Here is a 20,271-nt window from a genome sequence, read left to right as displayed (position 1 = left end):
CTGGTGAGACATGAAACGCCTACATTGCCATTCATGCGCCGGACATAGCCTGAATGCGTGCATCGGCGTGATGGATCGATACTTCGAGCTGTACGCGCCGGCGAACCGCTTGGTGTAGCTCGGCTTGTCGCAAGAGACCTTTTGACACTTCGCCGAACGTCTGATCAGCACCAGCAGTCACGCGGACGCTCCTGCGCGAGAGACAGCTTTTGGCGGAGGACGCAGCTACTACGGCGTCAAGGCGTGCGAGTCTTCAGTGCTACTTTTCCGCCTTTTTCTCCTCGTCTGCTGTACGTAGTGCTGCGTTAGCTGTGACCAGCAGTTTCGCATCGTGGTCCTGGACTGCAGCGTCAACCGTGTCGAACGCTTTCTTAAGATCCTTTTGTGCCAGCTTTGTCGCGCTTCCATTTTCCAAAATGGTTTCCGCTTCCTTTCTCAGGCGCTTAACTAGTTTCGCGGCGCATCGGGTGTCGAGCGTCCCATTGATGACGAATTCACTGATGTAATTCGCCAGCGCGGCCAGCGTCGCAGCGGTCGACTCATTCGCGCCGCTCTTACCGCTCGTTTCGGACTTCTTGCTCATCAGGACTCTCCCGTTAGGACACACTTCCGCAATGCAGGACCAGCGCTACGCTCACGGTCGGTGTCGCATGAAATGGTGACAGATTTCGAGCGAAAATAAGACGGTTTTTTTGGATGAAGAGGCGCTGTCATATCGCAACGTTCGGATATCGGTCGGCGGATTCAACCGGTCGATGCAATAGTTCGATGGAACCGCTTGCCGGCCCGCAGCGGAGGATCGTCGCAAGTCGACCCGTGCGGTCCTTCGCCACCGCCGCAAGCAGTCGTTGCCAATCTGCGAAAACAGACGCCCATTCAAAACGCTCGCTCCAACACGCGCAAAGCGCGCGGAAGGGAGTGGTCGCCTCTCGTGTGTGTCAAGTATGGGTTGAGAACGCCCGGCGTGCTTCCACTCTACTCGACCTTAACCCAGACCAACACGGAAGTGCTTTCCTTGCCAGTTAATGGGTTCCTGTCGGGCAGCGTCTTAATGTACAAGTACTTGCCGTCGATTCTGAACTGACGCACTTGGGTCGTTCCTGTCCACGACTGGTTCCACGATGCATCAATACGATGACTAACCCTGTCGCCCTCTATGCTGTAGGTCCCCGCGTATGAGCTAAACCCGCTGTAGAGATCGACGCGTTCCGCGTCGGTAGGAACCAGATCGGATGGCGCCCTTCGTCCCTCATTGACCAGAATTGCGTACATCCGGCCGTCGGGACCATAGCTGAGATAACCGCTTGGGCGAGCGCCGAACAAATCGGTCTTCTGGCCGGTGGCCAGGTCTTCAGTCGTGAAGGACTGTAGCTTCCACGTTCCTAGCTGCGCACCGGTGCAGGTCTGTCGCTCATGTGCCATAGCTTCCACCCTTCCAAGACAAATACACCGTGTGGCCTGAAACTGAGTCGAGCTCTTAGATGACGCTCATTCTGGTATCTCGGATCTGACTTTCCGTCCTCCGATTCTGGCGACACTACTCGCAGTCGTTCACCAGATCAATCAATCTCGCGTGACCGGAATCGTCCGCTTACGAGAAATTTCCGAGGCCGCTGCATAGTTCCGCTTCTGGCCGACGAACCGAGCCGGATGCCGATTCGGCCGAGTTCGCCCCCCTTTGCGGACATCCGGCGCCCGGAGGACAATGCCCTTGCGAATCTCTTCCGAGGCTGCCCAAGATGGCTAAATTTCAGCCCGATGGATGGCGTACCGTCACGCCCCGAATCGTCGTACGGGATCCGGAAAACCTGATCACATTCATCAAGATGGTGTTTCAGGCACTGGGCGAATTCCGTCACGGGCGGCCTGCCGAAATCATGATCGGCGATTCCGTCGTGATGGTTAGCGGCGCAGACGGCCTTCGCGATCCGATGCCGGCATTTCTGTATGTCTACGTCGAGGACGCCGATTCGACCTACCTGCGAGCGATTGCGGCGAATGCGATCTCACTCGAAGTTCCGACCGACATGCCATACGGCGACAGGCGAGCGATGGTAAGAGATCCGTGGGGAAACACATGGCAGATTGCCACACATCAGCGCGCCCTCCGTGCTGCCGAGATTCGTTCAAGGTAGGACGTTACCGACAGCAGCACTTTTCTGTCGGTTCGTCTATTCGCTAAAGCTCAAGAACGGTGCGGCACGCTCGGTCGACGTTGGGTGTTTTGCCTCCCGACCAATGCCGTCACCCCTTCGACGAAACCGGGCTCATCTGCGCAATCGATCCATTTGCGCCGTCCGCCAACCAGATGCGCCGGCAGACTGACGTCGTAGGCAGAGCGGTGTCGCTTCGGTGCAAGCCTGGCAGCGATCCGGACTTACTTAGGATGACCACTTACTGGCCGAATACGCGTTTGAGTGTCAGACTGTTTTTCACGGTTGTCACGCCCGGCACGGCTTCGGCAACCCCGGCCGCCCTGTCGATCTGCGCTGCATCGGGCACCGTGCCAAACAGCGTCACCGCGCCACCTCTCGCACGGACACTGATGTTTGAAGCACTGATCTCCTTGTCCTTCATGAGCGCAGCGCGTACCTTCCTGCCGAGCGCGCGATCGGCCTGTCTGGAACTCGTCGAAGCGCCGCTGCCCGGCGACGCCATGACGGTTGACGCTGGCCCACTGCCCGATTCGCCAGGCTGGGACCATGCATTGATCCATGTCGTCACGATCAGTGCGCCGACCGCCAGTTTGAGTGCCCTGATTACCTTCATTGCTTTCTCCAATCTTCCTGAGTCTTGTGGGATCCCCGTTGGAATCGCTGTTCTGCTACCGCGGGGCGAGCCGGCACGCTTCACCGGCCAGAGGTCTTCATTTCGAGCTCAATACGGAGGATCCCTAGAAGTAGTGGCGTATCCCGAGCATGACCGCCGTCGTCCCGAGGCCCGGCGCGACGGGCTGGCCGTACGTAATCGTCTGCGTCATATCTCCGTGGTTGTTCACCCAACCCACCTGGCCATAGAGCAAAGTGGCCTTGGACAGACTGTATTCGGCGCCTCCGGCGACCTCGAGCGATTTGTTGGCCGAATTGTTCGCGTCCTTCAGGTAATACACGCCACTGGTGAGCTTGAATGCCGGTGAGAACTGATAGCCGAGGCCGGCCGAATACAGGTCGAGGTTGACCAGATTCGCGTGCGCCGGATTCCTGCCGTTGGAATATGACGCGGAAATGGAGAAGGCGTGATAGGTGTACAGCGCCCCGAGGTAGTAGAGGCGGTTGTTGGCGAGTCCGGTGGGCACCGTCGTCGGTCCGGGATTGGTGTCGTGACCGTTGTAGTAGACGGCTCTCAGATTGAGGCCATAGTTCGAGTATTTGAGCACGGCGGACTCGCGCGTGCCGCCCTGGAAGCTGCCTGCCACACCGCCGGGCGCATATTCGAGCGCTGCGGACACGCCGGCGAATGTCGGCGACTCGTAGACGATCGCATTGCTGTCGTACAGCGCGCCGATCGGTCCGTTGGTGCTGGTGCCGGACCAGCCTGCGGCCTGGTTCATGCCCAGCCATGCCGTCAGGATGCTGCCGAAATACTGGCCCGCCCGCACGTCGGTATCGGCCATCGCGTAGGCCATCGGCACGATCTGGCGACCGAAGTTCACCGTACCGAACGGTCCCGACACGCCGAGCGTCGCGAACTGGTTGAACTGCGCCACCGCGCCCGGCGTATCCGCCAGGCCGAACTTGCCGGTGCCGCTGTCGAACGACCCCTGCAGCTTGAAGTTGACGTGATAGCCGCCGCCGATGTCCTCGGAACCCTTGAGCCCCCAGATACTCGCGTAGATCCCGCCATCCTTGTAGCGATATACCTTGCCCAGATTCTTCGCCGTCGGGCTGAACGAGGCCGCCGAGGTACTTTGATATAGCAGACCGGAATCCACGACGCCGTACAGCGTCACCGACGACTGCGCATAGGCCGGACTTCCAAGGACGGCCACCGCGGCCGCAGCTACCCATTTCAGTTTCATTGCGTCTCCAGTTTTGTAGCTTTAATCCACCCGTAACGACGTACGTTCAAGACGTACGTTCAATACTCATCACGCCAGGCCACCGGCTTCCTTAAGTCGGCAACAGATAGTCCTGAAACGCTTCGCGCAGCTGGTTCTTCAGCACCTTGCCGGTAGCGCCAAGCGGCACCGCGTCGACAAATACGACTGCATCCGGCGTCCACCATTTCGCGATCTTTCCTTCGAAGAACGCCAGCAATTCTTCGGCTGTGACCTGTGCACCGGGCTGTTTCACGGCGACAAGCAGTGGCCGCTCGTCCCACTTCATATGCTTCGCCGCAATGCAGGCCGCGCTCGCTATCGCGGGATGCGCGGCTGCGAGGTTCTCGATCTCGATCGAGCTGATCCACTCGCCGCCGGACTTGATCACGTCCTTGCTGCGATCGGTGATCTGCATGAAGCCGTCGGCGTCGATGGTCGCGATATCGCCGGTCGGGAACCAGCCATGCGCGTCGGCATCGATCCGCAGCGGGTTGCCACCTTCATTGCGGAAGTAGTTGCGCACCACCCATAGGCCACGCACCAGCAGATCGCCCGAGCTCACGCCGTCCCATGGCAGTTCCTGGCCGTTCTCATCGAGGATCTTCATATCGACGCCAAATACCGCGCGCCCCTGTTTGGATTGCAGGGCGCAACGGTCTTCCGGACCCAGTGCGAGGTGCCTTGCTTTCAACGCGCCGATGGTCCCGAGCGGACTCAGTTCGGTCATGCCCCATGCGTGCAGGACCTCCACGCCGTACCCATCCTGGAACGTGTGAAGCATTGCGGGCGGGCAGGCTGCGCCGCCAATGACGGTGCGCTTCAGGGTCGAGAAGTTCAGGCCACCTTGCTCGAGCCAGGTCAGCAGGCCTTGCCATACTGTCGGCACGCCAGCCGCGAAGGTGACCTGCTCGGCTTCGACGAGTTCGTAGAGCGCTGGGCCGTCCAACCCGGGGCCGGGGAAAACCAGCTTGGCCCCGACCATGCACGCGACATACGGAATGCCCCACGCATTGACATGGAACATCGGCACGACCGGCAGGATCACGTCGCGCGCCGAGCAGTCCAGCGCATCCGGCAGTGCGGCAGCGAAGGTGTGAAGCAGCGACGAGCGATGCGAGTAGAGGACGCCCTTCGGGTTGCCGGTGGTACCGGACGTGTAGCACAGCGCACAGGCGGTATCCTCGTCAAAATTCGGCCACACATAGGTCGACGAGCTGCGCTCGAGCAGATCTTCGTAGCACAGCAGGTTGGCAATGCCGGTATCCAGCGGCATATGCGCGCGATCGGTCATCGCGACAAACGCCTTGACAGTCTTGCAGCGGCCGGCAATGGCCTTGACCAGCGGCAGGAACGTCAGATCGAAGAACAGGACCTGATCTTCCGCATGGTCGACGATGTAGGCGATCTGGTCTGCGTGCAGGCGCGGATTGATCGTATGCATCACTGCGCCCATGCCGGATATGCCGTAGTACAGCTCCATGTGGCGATAACCGTTCCAGGCGAGGGTGCCGACACGGTCGGACGGCCTGATGCCCAGACTCGTGAGCGCATTGGCCATCTGTCGCGCGCGCCGGTGACAGTCGCGGAAGGTGTAGCGATGGATGTCACCCTCTACCCGCCGCGACACGATCTCCGTATCCCCATGATGGCGATCGGCATGCACGATCAGCGAGGAAATCAGCAACTGCTTTTGCAGCATCAAACCGTTCATTTCGTCCGTCCATTCTTTAATGCAAAGTCACGAGCCGACATCGCCCGCGGCAGCATTCGAGCCATTGGGCGCCTGCGGTCTTTTACCGCCGGTCAGTCGTCTTTTGTCAAAGACCGATCTCCAGAAGCGCTCACAATCCTATTCGCAGAACTGATCGTTATGGCAGATGCTGAAGAGGTCGATGCAAGGATTTTCAGGCGTGATCGCTTCAGGTCACGCGGCGCACCCGGTCATATCACCACGCCGCCATTCGGGCTGATCACCTGGCCGACCAGGTAGTGGTCGCCGGCCAGGTAGGTCACCGTCGAGGCGTATTCTTCCATCGTGCCCAGGCGTCCGGCTGGCACCACTTGCCAGAACTGGTTGCGCCTTTCCTCACCGGCGGCTTCGAAGTATTCCGTGAATTCGGGAGTGGCCACACCCCCTGGCGCCATCGCGTTGACGAAGATATTGGCACCCGCGACTTCGGCTGCGACCGACTTCGTGAAGGCAACCACCGCGCCCTTGGTGGCGCTGTAGTGCGGGCTATGGGCGCTCATGGCCGAGATGCCCGCAATCGACGCGATGTTGATGATCCTGCCGTCGCGCTGCGGCTGCATCAGCCTGAGCGCTTCGCGGGTGCAGTAAAAGAGGCCGTGCACGTTGACGTCCCAGTAACGATGCCACTCCTCGTCGCTGATGCTGCTGGTGAAAGCCAGCGATTGCCGCTGCACGGGCGTGGTGAGATAGGCGTAATGCCTGTTGCGGCGCGCCGTATCGATCGGCGTGTTCGGCACGAGCGCGGCGTTGTTGACGAGAATGTGCAACGTCCCGAAGCGCTCGACGATCGCGGCGAACAGGTTGGCGACTTCGCTGCTGGACGAGACGTCGCAGCGCAGCGCCAGACACGGTGCGCCGGCCGCTTCTACGGCAGCGCGCGTTTCTTCGAGGGCCGGCATGTCGATATCGCAGATCGCGACCCGTGCACCGGCGCGCGCCAGATCCACGGCGATGGCACCGCCCATCCCGCGACCGGCACCGGTGACGAGGGCGACACGCCCTTCCAGATTCCGACGTTGGTCTTGCATGTCCATTACCTCACAGGTTGTATGTTGTGCAGCGCGAGCGCACGCTGCCTGCGCGAGGCGCGCGCCGCGAGGGCGAAAAACAGCGCTGAACTGATCGTCAGCACGTCAGTGGCGATCAGGACACCCGTCAGCGGAGCGGTGGCGCCAGCCTTGATGAAATGGTCGGCGGCCATCCCGATGACCACGGTGCCGATGGCAAGGGCGAATACGTTGATCGAGAGCATCGTGAAACCGAAGATCGTCGAGCGCATCTTCTGGGGTGCCATGCTCATGATCGCCGCCGCGCCCGGGCCGTACACCGCCAGCGGCAGGAAGAATCCCGCGCACATGCCGATGTAGAACAGCGGCGAACTGACCGGGACGAAACGGCAGGCCAGCATCAACGGCGCGCAGATCACGACAAGGAGCGCCATGAAGCTGGCGTGTCCGCCGCGCAGTTTGCTCGCCACACGATCGCCCATGACGCCACCCATCACCGCGCCCAGCGTGCCGAACACCAGCTGTAGCGCGCCGATCCTGGTGGCAATGCCAGCCGCGTTCATGCCGCGCTCGTTGACGAGCCACAACTGCGAGAAGGAAAAGCTGGCAAAAACGAGGTGCACCAGTACGAAACCAACGATCACGAAGCCCAGCGCACGGTTGCCACCGACGGTGCGCAACACCGCGAGCGCCTGGGCTACGAACGGCGCGCCGCGTTCCCGCGGTGCGAGCTGGCTACGGTCTTCCTTGAGCAGCGCCAGCGGCAAGGCAACGGCGACGCCGACGATGCCAAGGACATAGAACGTGGTCCGCCAGCCATGCGTGGCGCCAAAGCTGCCGGCGAGCAGGAAACTGCAGCCGACGCCCATGGGTATCCCCATGAAGAACAGCCCCATCGCCGTGCCTCGTCGCTTCTCCGAGAAGAGTTCAGCCAGCAGGGCCACCGCGGCAGGTACCAGCGCCGCCTCGCCGCTAGCGACGAAAAAGCGCGCCACCACCATCTGCTCAAAGCTCTGGGCATGGCCCGAGGCCAGCGTGCAGGCGCTCCAGATCAGCACGCCGGCGGCGATGACCCGGGTGCGGCTGAAGCGGTCCGCAAGGGTGCCCATGAACATCGCCATCACGCCGAAGCTCAGCACCCATACCGCGCCGACCAGAAAGCCGTATTGCGTGTTGCTGAGCGCCAGGTCTTTAATGATCTGCGGCGAGAAACCGAGCAGCATATTGCGGTCGATGTGTGCCAGCAGGTGGATCACCAGTAGCGATGCCAGAACCGCAGAGGGGCTTTTCTTCCAGTACATCATCTGTCTCCATGCCTGAGAGGTTCAGAGCGAGGCGCAACGCGATACGCTGCCGCCTTGCGCCCCGTTATCCCCGCTCAGGCGACCTTGCGTGCCGGCACGTCGCGCCGGCCGGGCGTGCGATTAGGGATCATGCGCAGGTTGTCGAGCGTCTCGTCGACCGAACCCCACTGGGTGCCGATCTGATAGATGCGGTGGGCATCCTCGCCGCTCGCGATGTCGCGATTGAGCTCGCGCGCAATGCGCACCATCTGCTCGATCTGCTGCACTGAAGTCGCCCGCTCGCCGTTCGGGCCGAACAGCGTGTCTTCGATACCGACCCGTACATGCAGGCCCAGCGCAATCGCCAGCGTATTCATCGGCACCACGTTCCGGTTCAGCGTTTCGAACGTAAGCACCGCGCCCTCCGGGGTGCGGCGGGCAAACTCGATCATGTCGGCGGGATGCAACCCGGCCGCGCCGCCGCCAATTGCCACGTAATTGATATTCAGCGGACCGCTATACGCACCGTTGCGAATAAGACGCTCGACCGTTTCGAGTTGCGTCAGATTCCCCAGCATGAACTGCGGCTGGATGCCGTTGGCGACGAGACGCCTGATGTGTTCGACGTGCCATGAGGGATTGGACGGCACGATCATGTCGCGATAGGCAGCCTGCAGTGCCGGGTTCATGAGCGAGGTACCCGCGATGTCGGCCTCGGTCATCAACTCCATCACGTTCATCTGGCTGGTGTTGATTGCGACGGTGACCTGATCCGGACGGGGGTTCAACTCCGCGAGCATGTGACGTGTGTCATCGTTTTGCCATTGGGCCGCTTCGCCTTCATTCTCCGGCGCGAATGAGATCGAGCCGCCGACCTGCAGCACCATCTTCGGCACAGCATCGCGCAGACGGGCAAGCATGTCGTTGAACTTCGACAGACGCTTGCTGCCCTTGCCGTCCTCCTCGCGCACGTGCACGTGCAGCACGGTCGCGCCTGCGTTGTAGCAGTCGACGGCCTTCTGCACCTGCTCGTCCATCGTGACCGGGATATCGTCCGAATCGCCGGGGATCCATTGCGGCCCATAGGGCGCCACCTGGATCACGAGTTTTTCCTGGTTTTCAGGCAGCAGGGAGTCGTCCATGAAATGCATGGTCTGTGTTCCTCTTTGAAAATTAATGAAGTGACGGCGCTGACGTCAGGCAACGGCCTGCGCAGCGTCGACGTTTGCCTTCCCGAAGTCGGCCAGTTCTTCCAGCAGGATCGGCGCGCCGAGACTGGAGGAATGAATGCCAAGGACGCTAACCGCCTGTAAGACCGCAGCGATTTCTTCCCTGGTGGCGCCCAGTTCGAGCGCGCGGCGGATGTGACGGCGTGTGCCCGGCGCATACATATGAGTGCAGGACGCGTCGACCGCGATGGCGAGGAACTCGAACACCTTCGGTTCCAGCACACCCGACATCACGGTGTGCATGCCCATCGCCATGAATTTCTCGGCCCAGACAGGATCGAGTTCTGCAATCGCATCCCAGGCGGGATTCCAGTTGCCGGTTGCGCGCAGCTGATCGCAGACCGGGGTCGCGCTGCGGCTCGTCTCATTGCTCATTGTTTCGCCTCCTCTCGAACTTCTCGAATTTCCGTACGCGTTGGTCATTACGCGTCTCTGGAGGCAAGTATCGGACTACTGGCAAATAGCGGTTTGACAAATTGAGGCAAAAAATTTACATTTTGATGCACGAGGGAAAACCATATGTCCTATCTGCTTCGCAGTGCCGCCCTGACCAGTTACGTCGAAGTGGCCCGATCGGTGGGCCTTGATCCCTACCAGCAGTTAAGTGATGCCGGCATTGACCGTTCTGCGTTGCTGAACCCGGACTTCATGATTCCGGCCGAGGCAGTGGCGCGGTTGCTGGAAACCTCCGCCCGGGCCGCTGCCGTCGAGGATTTCGCGCTGCGCATGGCCGAGAGCCGCCACCTCTCCAACCTTGGCCCTCTCGGTTTTGCGATGCGGGAACAGCCGACGTTGCGCCGCGCCCTCGAATCGATGGCGCACTATCTGCGCCTGCAGAACGAAGCGGTGGTGATGCGCGTCGAGGAAACGGCAGGACTCGCCATCATCCGCGAAGACCTCATGGGCGGCATGCCTGGCTCGATGCGCCAGGCAACGGAGTTGATACTGGGCGTCCTGTACCGGACGCTGGGGCTGGTGCTGGGCGCCGCCTGGAAGCCCCGCACCATCTGTCTCACGTACAGCGCTCCAGCCAGCCTCGCCATGCATGCGCGTGTATTTGGCGCGCCCGTTGAGTTCAACCAGGATTTCGACGGCATCGTGTGCCTCGCAGCGGATCTCGACGCCGCGATTCCAGCTTACGATCCGGTCATGGCGCAGCAGGTGCGCCAGTATCTGGATTCGATGCTGCTTCAGTCCAACGCAACCATGTCCGACAAGGTCAGGAAACTGGTCATTGCGCTTTTGCCGTCTGGCACCTGCTCGGCCGACCGGATCGCGCAGCATCTGGGCGTGGATCGCACGACCGTGAATCGCCACCTCGCCCGTCAGGGTGACAGCTTTCTGTCGATTGTCGATGCGGTGCGGGTTGAACAGGTGATGCGGTATGTCAGTAGCGGCGACCGGCCGCTGTCTGAAGTGGCTACGCTGGTAGGCTTCTCATCGCTGAGCGCGTTTTCCCGCTGGTTCAACGGCCGCTTCGGCTGCAGCGTTTCGACGTGGCGCCGCAAAAATGCACAACGAAGTGCCGGGGCCCGCGATGCATCGCCTGGCTAGCCATCGCGTTGGGCCGCTGATTCTCTACCCTTGCGCCCCATTGCCAGCGATCGTGACTATCGTTTGCGATTGCGCCCATGCCGCACAGGGCACGGCCAGAAGGATGATCCAGGCAGACTGGATAAGCCTCGCGCGAATGGAGCAATTCATCGCCGACCTACCGGAGTTGTCCCGCCCAAATGATTTTCACGACAGCATCTGCGTCGTGTCGAGTTCCACCCTGTCGACAAGCCTTCGCCATCTACTGACCCAGTTGCCACCGCAGCACGGGGGCGTTGCTCCGGCGGGCATGGCCCATACCCCGCCAGGTCCGAAGTCGTATGTGGGACCGAAGCTGACGGGGTTGCTCATCTGAAGTTCTGGACGTGACATACCCCCCTTTCCGCGTGGGCGCGGAATGGCTGACGACGACCCGCAGAGCCGGCCTGAAACGCGTTAGTCGTAGCGTCTGAAGAATAGCCGCTGGCGTGGCGGATGCATGCCGATACCTCTGCTTTTTGCGCTTTTTTGACCGGGCGTTTGTGGCCGCTCGTCCTGTGGGACCCTTCTGACGCGCTTCTTCTATCCCTCAGGTTGTGCGTTGTTCAAGTGCCCAGGACTAATATTTTCCCGATGAAATATAAGCGGTCTCGTAAGCGATTCTTGAACTGGACTCTAAGGCTTGCTAAATTTCAGGGACACTTCCAATGTAAGTTGATGCGGCGATCGATAAGCAAAGGGGAAAGATCTATGGCTGTCGTCGTTCACAACATCGCTGTGGGTCATTCGAGCTGGAGCGTGGCGTGATGCCGAACCAGGCAGCGCCCGGTACGTGCGCCTATCAGCATATCGTGCGCGCCCAAGGTATCAGCCTGTCCTACGGCAAGATACGGGCGCTTTCCGGCATCGATCTGGCCATTGGGCGGAACGAGATCGTCGGCCTGATCGGTGATAACGGCGCGGGTAAGTCGACGCTCATCAAGGTACTGACCGGTGTCGTGCGGCCGAGCACGGGCAAGCTGTTCATCCGGGACGAGGAGGTCGACTGGAACCGCTTTTCGGTGCGCGAGGCGCACCGACTGCGCTTCGAGACGGTCTATCAGGAAAAATCGCTGGGCGAGAAGCAGCCGCTGTGGCGTAATTTTTTTGTCGGCCGGCAGATCACCAACCGGTTCGGCTTCATCAAAGTTGCCGAACAGCGGCGCATTGCCAATGATATTTTGAAGCGCCAGCTCGGTTTCCGCGGCGTGGGGATCGACGCGGATTCGCTGATTGCGAAACTCTCCGGTGGCGAGCGCCAGGGCATCGCGATCGGACGGGCGATGTATTTCGACAGCGATCTGATCATTCTCGATGAACCCACGGTTGCGCTTGCCATTAGCGAGGTACGCAAGGTTCTCGACTTCGTCCGGTCGATCAAGGAGTCCGGCCGCGCCTGCATCTACATCGAACATAACCTCGCCCATGTGCACGAGCTCGCCGATCGGCTCGTCGTGCTCGATCGTGGCCGGATCGTCGCGGATATGAAGTCGGGTGAGATGAGCCTCGAGGAACTCACCCGGTTCTTGATTTCGCTACAGCAGAGCGGGCACGGGCCGGCGCTGGCTGCGGGGCAAGGACGTGAGTGATCCGATAAAAGACGAACAGCCGGCGCGGCTGGTGCGTTTTCGCCTGCCGGATTTTGCACGCATCGAGGGAGTGCCGAGCCTGGTCGTGTTCGCGTTGGTGGTCGGCCTGTTCATGGCAACCGCACCGCGCGTCTTTTTAGGCTGGCCAATCTACTTCTCGTTCCTGACCACCGTGCCACCGCTGGCGGTGTTGGCGATCGGGCTCACTCTGGTGGTTGCGGCGGGGGAAATTGATCTGTCCTTCCCCTCCGTGATGGCATTCTCGGGCTTTCTGTTCGCCTGGTGCGTGAACACCACCGGATCAGCCTGGCTAGCCGTGATCGCGGCATTGGCGGGCGGCGCGCTGGTCGGCGTGGTGAACGGGGTGCTGGTCGCGGTGGTCGGTGTGCCTTCGATCATCGTGACAATCGGCACGCAGTTCCTCTGGGCTGGGGTTGCTTCGATCCTGTCCGGCGGGCTCTCCAATGCGCTACAGGAGCTCGCCAACGGTTCAGCCTATGCAGTATTCGCGGGCACGTTGTTCGGTGTGGTCCCGATGCAAGCGCTCTGGGCGCTCGGGCTTGCAGCGTTCATGTGGTTCATCCTCAATCGTCACCGTTTTGGCGAGCACCTGCTGTTCATCGGAGACAACCGAAACGTGGCGAAGGTCGTGGGCATCAATGTCGTGCGTGAGACAGTGAAATTGTTCACGCTGATGGGTGTGCTGGCCGGTTTCGCCACGGTGCTGCTCACGCTCGAGAATCTGAACTATTTTTCAACCCAGGGGCAGGGCTATCTGCTGCCGGCGCTGGCCGGCGTGTTCATCGGCGGAACCTCGGTGTTTGGTGGCACGGCGACGATCGTGGGTACCTTCTTCGGCACTTTCGTGATTGGCATGCTGGAGGCCGGAATCGTTGCGACAGGTATCGCCGGCTTCTGGGTACAGGCGATCGAAGGGGTGGTGTTCATCGTCGCTGTGACGCTGCATCTGTTGGTAGAGAATCCCGCCAAGCTGCGCGTGTTGCGCGAAAGATTCAGGCTTGGGGGGCGATAAAGCCGTTAAATCAGGAGAAAGGAGCAGAAATGATCAAGATCATGACGGGATCCCTCCTGGGGGCGAGTATTCTCGCGTTTGGCCTCGCGCAGACGGCCGGTGCCACCGAGCCGACCACGACGGGGCCGCTCGGGGCCGGTATGACAATGTATATGCAGATGGGCGGAAACCCTGGCGACGGCGCGACGCTGCCACGTCAGACCGGGGCTGCGGACGCGGCGCATGCCTTAGGCATCAAGGTGATCGAGCAGTTCTCGGCCTGGAGCCCAGAGACAATGCTTGCGCAGTTTCGCCAGGCGATGGCGGCGCATCCGACGTGCATCGGCATCATGGGCCATCCGGGCGATCCAGCCTTCGCGCCACTGATCAAGCAGGCGGTAGACCAGGGCATCATCGTTACCGTCGGCAACACGCCGCTACCCGAGAACCAGAAACTTTACGACGCGAAGGGCTTCGGCTACGCCGGCGTCGAACTCTACGTCGGCGGGCAGATCACCGCGCAGGCGATGCTCAACGCTGGGATCAAGAAGGGCGACGAGGCGCTGGAATACGGTGTGTTCAACGAGAGTGTGCGCAGTCAGTCTGACCGTGGTCTTGCCGAAACGCTGGAGAAGGCCGGCGTAAAGGTGACCAGGCTCAATATCTCACCTCAGGTGGATTCCGATTCATCGCTCGCCGTGCCGATCCTGGTCGCCTTTATCCAGGCGCACCCTAATCTGAGGGCGATTGGGACTCAGCACGGCGGTGTAACCGGGTTCATTCCGCAGGCGCTCCAGCAGGCTGGCAAGAAGCCGGGGCAAATCATCATTGGTGGCATCGATCTGGCACCGGCCACGATTTCGGGGCTGCAGAGCAAATACATTACCGCGACGCTCGACCAGCAACTCTATCTGCAAGGCTTCCTGCCGGTCACGCAATGCGTGCTCTCGGCTGCTTATCATTTCGCGGGACTGACCATCAACACCGGCGCAGGTGTCCAAACACCTGCGACGATCGACTCGCTCATTCCGTTGATCAAACGCGGAATCCGCTAAGGTCGGATGATGTGAGATGGAATGGCGCGTGCGTTGCCGTCACACACGGATCAGGGTTGGCGTTTGCCGCGACCACCAGCGGGTTTGCCAGCCGGCTTACGTGAACCCGCAACTGGCTTGCTGGCCGGTTTGCTGCGTGGCTTTTGCACGCTGAATGGGCTACCGCTGGACAAGCTTGCGCCTTTACCCGCGGCCACAGCGCGTTGCGCCGCGGGCTTGCGTTTGTTTTCGCCACTTTGCGGGCGCGGTTTTTTGCTGAGCAACTCCATGGCGCCCGGCGCAGCTTGCGGCACTTTGGGCTTCTTAGGCTTTTTGGGTTTCTTGATGATCTGGCCCGTGGCGCTAGTTTGCGGCACGCGGTGTTCGGCTTCAAAACCCGGCTCTTCTTCACGGGGCAGCGTTTGCCGGATCAGCGCTTCAATCGCGGCCAGTTGCGGGGCTTCATCGGCGCACACAAGGGACACCGCCACGCCGCTGGCGCCCGCTCGGCCGGTACGGCCAATACGGTGCACATAGTCTTGCGCCACGATCGGCAGATCAACGTTGATCACCAGCGGCAGATCGTCGATATCCAGCCCGCGCGCAGCCACATCGGTAGCGACCAGCATATGTACTTCGCCCGTCTTGAAGCGCTCCAGCGCACGCAGGCGCGCGGGTTGCGGTTTGTCGCCGTGGATGGTGTCGACCGCATAGCCCGCTTCATCCAGCATGGCCGCCAGGTAATCCACGCCATTGCGGGTTTTGACGAACACCAGCGCGTGCTTCCAGTCGTTCTCAGCCACAAGGTGCATGAAGAGGTCGGGCTTGTTCTTTTTATCCACCGGCACCACCCACTGCTTGATCTTACTGGCCGTGGCATTGGGCGGGCTGACGCTGATATTGACCGGGCCGCGCAGAATGCCCGCCGCCATGGCGCGGATATCATCGGTAAACGTGGCAGAGAACAGCAGGGTCTGGCGCTGAGCGGGCAAGGCAGCAAAGACGGCGTTGAGTTCGCGCGCAAAGCCCAGATCCAGCATGCGGTCGGCTTCATCCAGCACCAGCGTTTGTACCTGATCAAACTGCACCGCGTTCTGGCGATGGAGATCTAGCAAACGGCCCGGCGTGGCGACGAGCACGTCCACGCCTTTGCGCAACTTCATCATCTGCGGGTTGATGCTCACACCGCCGTAGGCGGCCAGAAATCGTAAGTCGAGGCCGTTGCCGTAAGCGATAAAGCTTTGCAGCACTTGTTCGGCCAGTTCACGCGTGGGCACCAGCACCAGAACCCGCGCGCGGTTGCTGGACACCGCCGGGCCGTGTTGCACCAGCCGTTGCAACAGCGGCAGCGCAAAACCCGCCGTTTTGCCAGTGCCGGTCTGCGCCGCAGCCATGACGTCCTTGCCACTGAGCACGGCAGGAATCGCCTTGGCCTGCACCGGCGTAGGTGTCTGGTAATTGAGGTCCTGCACATTGCGCAGCAAGGGATCGATCAGGCCAAGCGAGGCAAAAGACATTGGCGTATTCCGGGCTAAAGCCGCAATTCTAGCGGTTACCGCCTGAACCGTCGGTCTCTGGATGGCCCCTGCAAATCCCGCCGGAATGATATATGATGGTCATCATGAAAAATCCACCCATCACCCGGAAGCCAGCCAGCCGCAAGGAAATCACGCATGAGCGCATCGTCGAGGTCGCCGCACGCGCGATCCGGCGCAGCGGCTACGACGGCACGGGCGTGGCTGACATCATGAAGGAGGCAGGTCTGACGCATGGCGGCTTCTATGCCCATTTCCCGTCGCGCGAGGTGCTGCTTGCCGAAGCCGCTGACCGCGCCGGAGCTGAATCCGTGGCGCTGTCGGAGCGTATCGCCGCGTCCGTGCCCCCGGAACAGGCGTTGCCGGCGATGATGCGCGCCTATCTGTCGAAGGAGCATTGCGAGAGCATTGAGACAGGTTGCCCGATCTCTGCCCTCGGCTCGGAGATGCCGCGCCAGGCGCCGGCCGTACGGCGCGCGGCCACCCGCCGCATCAAGGAGATGATCGATGTCGTTGCGCGCCAATTGCCCGATTGGGGTCAGCCAGGCGCGCACGAACAGGCGCTTTTGATGGTCGCCACAATGGTTGGCACGATGGTGATGGCGCGTGCCGTCGACGACCCCAAACTATCGGAGAGTTTTCTTGAAGCGGCATTGAAAAAACTCGCACCGACTGAAGCGTAAATACGCCGGCCCTGTGCCGGTTTTCGTTGGACCACAAATATGACCATCATCATATTTTAGTGAAACGAATGCTCAACCAACCACGCAAAGACATCTTGGGAAGAACATCATGCAAACCAAAATAGCGCTCGTGACGGGCGCCTCGTCAGGAATCGGCGAAGCCACGGCAAAGCGGCTTGCGAAGGCCGGATACAAGGTCTACGGTACCAGTCGGCGCGGCCAACGAGCCGGCCAACAGTCGTTCGACATGCTGCCGCTCGATGTGACCAGCGATGCATCCGTTGCAGCCGCCGTCAGCGAAGTGCTGCGCCTGCAGGGCCGCATCGACCTGCTGGTGAACAATGCCGGTTTCGGCGTCGCCCCTGCCGCCGCGGAAGAGAGTTCGATCGACCAGGCACGCACGATCTTCGATACGAACTTCTTCGGGATCATCCGCATGACGCGTGCTGTCGTGCCTCATATGCGGCGACAACGCAGCGGCCGCATCATCAACATCGGTTCCGTGCTCGGTTTTCTGCCAATGCCCTATATGGCGCTGTATTCCGCCACCAAGCACGCGGTGGAAGGTTATTCGGAGTCGCTCGACCATGAGTTGCGTACGCTGGGCATCCGCGTATCGGTCATTGAACCTGCCTACATCAAGACGCCTTTCGACGCGAACTTGATCGCGCCCGACGCCCCTCTCGACGAATACCGCGAGGTGCGCTCGGCCGTGGACAAGCGAGTGAAGGAAGTGGTCGAGGGCGCCGACGGTCCCGAGGTCGTGGCCGAAACCGTACTGCAGGCCGCCATCGCGGCTCGTCCGAAACTCCGCTATACCGCTGGCGGACTCGCCGCCCGTCTGCGATTGCTGCGCAGATTTGCGCCCGCTGGACTGGTGGACGCCGGTATCCGCAAAGATCTGCGGCTGGCAACGTAGGCGACGTGACTGTCTCCTCCCTGTTCAAAGGCTCTGCATCCGTGCTATTGCCAGCGAAACAACCAGACTTAACGAGCCACTGACAAGGAACCATGATGCAAGCATTCGTCGTCGATCGATATGGACGCAAGAATGGCTTACGAGCCGGCGATATGCCGGTTCCAGAGCCGCGCGAGGACGACGTATTGATCCAGATCCACGCCGCGGGCGTGAACCCGCTCGATGCCAAAATCAGAGACGGAGAGTTCAAGCTCATTTTGCCCTATCGTTTGCCGCTGATTTTGGGCAACGATCTGGCAGGGGTTGTCGTGCGCGTCGGCTCGCGCGTGCGGCGATTCAAGCCCGGCGACGAGGTCTACGCGCGCCCGCACAAGGATCGCATCGGCACTTTCGCGGAATTCATCTCGGTCAAAGAGGATGGCGTGGCCCTCAAGCCGACAGCACTCACGATGGAGGAAGCGGCTTCAATCCCGCTGGTTGGATTGACCGCCTGGCAGGCGCTGATCGAAAAAGGGCAATTGAAGAAAGGGCAGAAAGTGCTGATACATGCCGGCTCGGGCGGTGTCGGCAGCTTCGCCATTCAACTGGCGAAGCATGTGGGCGCGACCGTCGCGACAACAGCGAGCGCGCAAAATATCGAACTGGTGAAGCAACTCGGCGCGGATATCGTCATCGATTACAGGAAAGACGACTTTGCGACCATCCTGAAGGACTACGACCTGGTACTGGATACGCAAGGCGGCAATGCGCTCGAGAAGTCGCTGCGTGTGCTCAAGGCCGGCGGCAAGCTCATCGGGATCGCCGGTCCGCCTGATGCCGAATTTGCGAAAGAGATCGGTGCGTCGTGGTTCCTGAAAACGGTGATGCGCTTTCTGAGTTATCGCATCAGGAAGGCCGCGAAACGTCATGACGTCAGCTATACATTTCTCTTTATGCGGGCCAGCGGAGAACAGCTCAGCCGGATTGCCGCACTGATCGACGCGCGAGCGATACGACCCGTCATCGATCGGGTCTTTCCGTTCGAGTCGACCCAGGAGGCTTTGGCTTACGTCGAAACCGGACGCACAAAGGGTAAGGTTGTCATCAAGATCCGATAGTCAGCGTGAAGCAGGGCAAATGGCAAAAGAGGCGCGATCGAAAAGATCGCGCCTCTTTTTTCAGCGGACCCCGATCGCCATCACGTCAATCGATCGCCCTACCCGCGGTCTCTCGCATGAACGGCAACGGCAGCAACGACACGACGCTGCAACCGATCAGATACCACGCCGGCGCGAGATTGCTGCCCGAAATCTGGATCAGCCAGGTCGCGAAAAACTGCGCGAAGCCGCCGAAGACCGACACGCCGAGGCAGTACACGATCGACATGCCGGTCGCGCGGATCGCGCGCGGAAACAGCTCGGGCAGCATCACGATATTGGGCACCGCGGTGAACGTGACGAGCAGCGCGAGGCCCGCGACCACCGCAAGCAGCACCGGCACCGTCGGCGACGCGTTGATCGTCATGAAGGCCGGGTAGACGGCGAGAATCAGCAGCACGCGCGATACCCACAGCACGCGCTTGCGGCCGACCCGATCCGACAGCGCGCCCGCGAACGGCGAGCAGATCACCGTGACCACCGCGCCGGTCCACGCGGCCCACAGCGCGGTCGTCATCGGCAGATGCAGGATGCGGATCGCGTACGTCGACAGGTAGAACAGCACGATGTAGTTCGCCGCGGTGCCGCCGATCGTCGTCAGCACGCCGGTCGTGATCGAGCGCGCGTGGTCGCGGAACAGGTCGCGCACAGGTAGCGACGGAACTTGCGCAGCGGGCTTCGCAGCGGTATCCGAAGCAGCCTGCGCAACAGCGCCGCCAGACGCTGCCGTGCCATCTTCAACACCCGGCAGCGTCTCGTCGAGATGCCGCCGGATATAGATGCCGACCGGCCCCATCGCCATGCCGATCACGAACGGCACGCGCCAGCCCCAGCTTTCGAGCGCGGCCGGCGACAGCGTCGCGGCCAGGGCAACGCCGAGCAGCGAGCCCGCCACCGTGTTCATCCCCTGGCTCACGAACTGCCAGCTCCCGTAGAAGCCGCGCGTGCGATCGCTGCCGTATTCGAGCAGCAGCGCCGTCGATGCGCCCACCTCGCCGCCCAGCGCGAAACCCTGGATCAGCCGCGCGAGAATCACGAGCAGCGGCGCCGCGACGCCGATCGCCGCATAGGTCGGCGCGAACGCGATGATCGCGGAACCGAGCGTCATCAGCCACAGCGTCAGGCTCATCGCGGCCTTGCGTCCGGCGCGGTCCGCGTAGCCCCCCAGCACGATGCCGCCCACCGGCCGCATGATGAAGCCGACGCCGAACGTGCCGACCGCGAGCATCAGCTGCACGAGCTGACCTTCGACCGGGAAATACAGCTTGCCGATGATCGTCGCGAAGAAGCTGTAAATCGTGAAGTCGAAAAACTCGAGGCCGTTGCCGAGCGTGATCGCGGCGATCGCCTTCGCGTGGCCGACGCGCTTTTTAGGTTCATCGGCGAGGCGCTGCGCATCGAGCGCATCGAGCCCATTGGCGCTCGCGGACCGCGGTGTGGCTGAATAGTCCATCTGTGTCTCCGTCATTATCTTGTGGCTGCT

The 20,271-nt window shown here is 61.3% G+C and carries 19 protein-coding genes; 8 read left to right on the top strand and 11 right to left on the bottom strand.

Annotated elements, in window-relative coordinates; translation table 11 throughout:
* Positions 1 to 259: 259 nt before the first annotated feature.
* Positions 260 to 583, bottom strand: coding sequence for a hypothetical protein (locus OKW27_RS34765; RefSeq protein WP_090803934.1), 324 nt, complete (start codon positions 581 to 583; stop codon positions 260 to 262).
* A gap of 392 nt (positions 584 to 975) precedes the next feature.
* A complete protein-coding gene (locus tag OKW27_RS34760; protein ID WP_429336099.1) occupies positions 976 to 1,422 on the bottom strand; it encodes a lipocalin-like domain-containing protein in 447 nt (148 codons plus the stop codon).
* 317 nt (positions 1,423 to 1,739) lie between these two features.
* On the opposite strand from OKW27_RS34760, the gene OKW27_RS34755 reads away from it, so the two are divergent.
* Positions 1,740 to 2,135 (top strand): VOC family protein, encoded by a 396-nt coding sequence (locus OKW27_RS34755; RefSeq protein ID WP_429336098.1) that lies wholly within the window; start codon positions 1,740 to 1,742, stop codon positions 2,133 to 2,135.
* Between the two features lie 259 nt (positions 2,136 to 2,394).
* Here OKW27_RS34755 and OKW27_RS34750 read toward each other — a convergent pair whose 3' ends face one another.
* From OKW27_RS34750 to OKW27_RS34720, 7 genes are all read right to left on the bottom strand, one after another.
* A complete protein-coding gene (locus OKW27_RS34750; RefSeq protein ID WP_429336622.1) occupies positions 2,395 to 2,769 on the bottom strand; it encodes a BON domain-containing protein in 375 nt (124 codons plus the stop codon).
* 124 nt (positions 2,770 to 2,893) lie between these two features.
* A complete protein-coding gene (locus OKW27_RS34745) occupies positions 2,894 to 4,018 on the bottom strand; it encodes a porin (RefSeq protein WP_090803927.1) in 1,125 nt (374 codons plus the stop codon).
* Between the two features lie 91 nt (positions 4,019 to 4,109).
* Positions 4,110 to 5,750 (bottom strand): 3-(methylthio)propionyl-CoA ligase, encoded by a 1,641-nt coding sequence (locus OKW27_RS34740; protein ID WP_429336097.1) that lies wholly within the window; start codon positions 5,748 to 5,750, stop codon positions 4,110 to 4,112.
* A 230-nt stretch (positions 5,751 to 5,980) separates the two neighbouring features.
* The gene (locus OKW27_RS34735; RefSeq protein ID WP_429336096.1) at positions 5,981 to 6,817 is read right to left on the bottom strand and encodes an SDR family NAD(P)-dependent oxidoreductase; all 837 of its coding nucleotides are present in this window, start codon (positions 6,815 to 6,817) and stop codon (positions 5,981 to 5,983) included.
* Positions 6,818 to 6,822: 5 nt separating this feature from the next.
* Complete coding sequence (locus tag OKW27_RS34730; RefSeq protein ID WP_429336095.1) at positions 6,823 to 8,100, bottom strand: MFS transporter; 1,278 nt, start codon at positions 8,098 to 8,100, stop codon at positions 6,823 to 6,825.
* A 74-nt stretch (positions 8,101 to 8,174) separates the two neighbouring features.
* Positions 8,175 to 9,230, bottom strand: coding sequence for a 3-keto-5-aminohexanoate cleavage protein (locus OKW27_RS34725; protein WP_429336094.1), 1,056 nt, complete (start codon positions 9,228 to 9,230; stop codon positions 8,175 to 8,177).
* A 45-nt stretch (positions 9,231 to 9,275) separates the two neighbouring features.
* A complete protein-coding gene (locus OKW27_RS34720; RefSeq protein ID WP_429336093.1) occupies positions 9,276 to 9,683 on the bottom strand; it encodes a carboxymuconolactone decarboxylase family protein in 408 nt (135 codons plus the stop codon).
* Between the two features lie 144 nt (positions 9,684 to 9,827).
* On the opposite strand from OKW27_RS34720, the gene OKW27_RS34715 reads away from it, so the two are divergent.
* The 4 genes from OKW27_RS34715 to OKW27_RS34700 all read left to right on the top strand — a co-directional run bounded on the left by OKW27_RS34715 (position 9,828) and on the right by OKW27_RS34700 (position 14,536).
* Positions 9,828 to 10,862: an AraC family transcriptional regulator gene (locus OKW27_RS34715; RefSeq protein ID WP_429336092.1), complete on the top strand. Its 1,035-nt coding sequence runs from the start codon at positions 9,828 to 9,830 to the stop codon at positions 10,860 to 10,862.
* A 785-nt stretch (positions 10,863 to 11,647) separates the two neighbouring features.
* Positions 11,648 to 12,469 (top strand): ATP-binding cassette domain-containing protein, encoded by an 822-nt coding sequence (locus tag OKW27_RS34710; RefSeq protein WP_221307813.1) that lies wholly within the window; start codon positions 11,648 to 11,650, stop codon positions 12,467 to 12,469.
* A complete protein-coding gene (locus tag OKW27_RS34705) occupies positions 12,462 to 13,502 on the top strand; it encodes an ABC transporter permease (protein ID WP_429336091.1) in 1,041 nt (346 codons plus the stop codon). The genes OKW27_RS34710 and OKW27_RS34705 overlap by 8 nt, the downstream gene beginning before the upstream one ends.
* Before the next feature lie 29 nt (positions 13,503 to 13,531).
* On the top strand, positions 13,532 to 14,536 hold the full coding sequence (locus OKW27_RS34700) for a substrate-binding domain-containing protein (RefSeq protein WP_429336090.1): 1,005 nt from the start codon (positions 13,532 to 13,534) through the stop codon (positions 14,534 to 14,536).
* Between the two features lie 50 nt (positions 14,537 to 14,586).
* Here OKW27_RS34700 and OKW27_RS34695 read toward each other — a convergent pair whose 3' ends face one another.
* Positions 14,587 to 16,032 carry a DEAD/DEAH box helicase gene (locus OKW27_RS34695; RefSeq protein ID WP_429336089.1) on the bottom strand — a complete coding sequence of 482 codons (1,446 nt, stop codon included), beginning with the start codon at positions 16,030 to 16,032 and terminating at the stop codon, positions 14,587 to 14,589.
* Positions 16,033 to 16,124: 92 nt separating this feature from the next.
* Here OKW27_RS34695 and OKW27_RS34690 point away from each other — a divergent pair, with 92 nt between their 5' ends.
* The 3 genes from OKW27_RS34690 (at position 16,125) to OKW27_RS34680 (ending at position 18,749) form a co-directional block, all read left to right on the top strand.
* Complete coding sequence (locus OKW27_RS34690) at positions 16,125 to 16,733, top strand: TetR/AcrR family transcriptional regulator (RefSeq protein WP_429336088.1); 609 nt, start codon at positions 16,125 to 16,127, stop codon at positions 16,731 to 16,733.
* 109 nt (positions 16,734 to 16,842) lie between these two features.
* Positions 16,843 to 17,652: an oxidoreductase gene (locus tag OKW27_RS34685; protein ID WP_184062121.1), complete on the top strand. Its 810-nt coding sequence runs from the start codon at positions 16,843 to 16,845 to the stop codon at positions 17,650 to 17,652.
* Positions 17,653 to 17,747: 95 nt separating this feature from the next.
* On the top strand, positions 17,748 to 18,749 hold the full coding sequence (locus tag OKW27_RS34680) for an NADP-dependent oxidoreductase (protein WP_429336621.1): 1,002 nt from the start codon (positions 17,748 to 17,750) through the stop codon (positions 18,747 to 18,749).
* An 85-nt stretch (positions 18,750 to 18,834) separates the two neighbouring features.
* On the opposite strand, the gene OKW27_RS34675 is transcribed toward OKW27_RS34680, so the two are convergent.
* Positions 18,835 to 20,241, bottom strand: coding sequence for an MFS transporter (locus OKW27_RS34675; protein ID WP_429336087.1), 1,407 nt, complete (start codon positions 20,239 to 20,241; stop codon positions 18,835 to 18,837).
* Positions 20,242 to 20,271: the final 30 nt, after the last annotated feature.

The sequence above is a fragment of the Paraburkholderia sp. 35.1 genome (assembly GCF_050436525.1).
Taxonomy (GTDB): Bacteria; Pseudomonadota; Gammaproteobacteria; order Burkholderiales; family Burkholderiaceae; genus Paraburkholderia; species Paraburkholderia tuberum.
The sequence above is the reverse complement of the archived record's forward strand: the minus strand, read 5'-3'. Positions and strand labels throughout refer to the sequence as shown.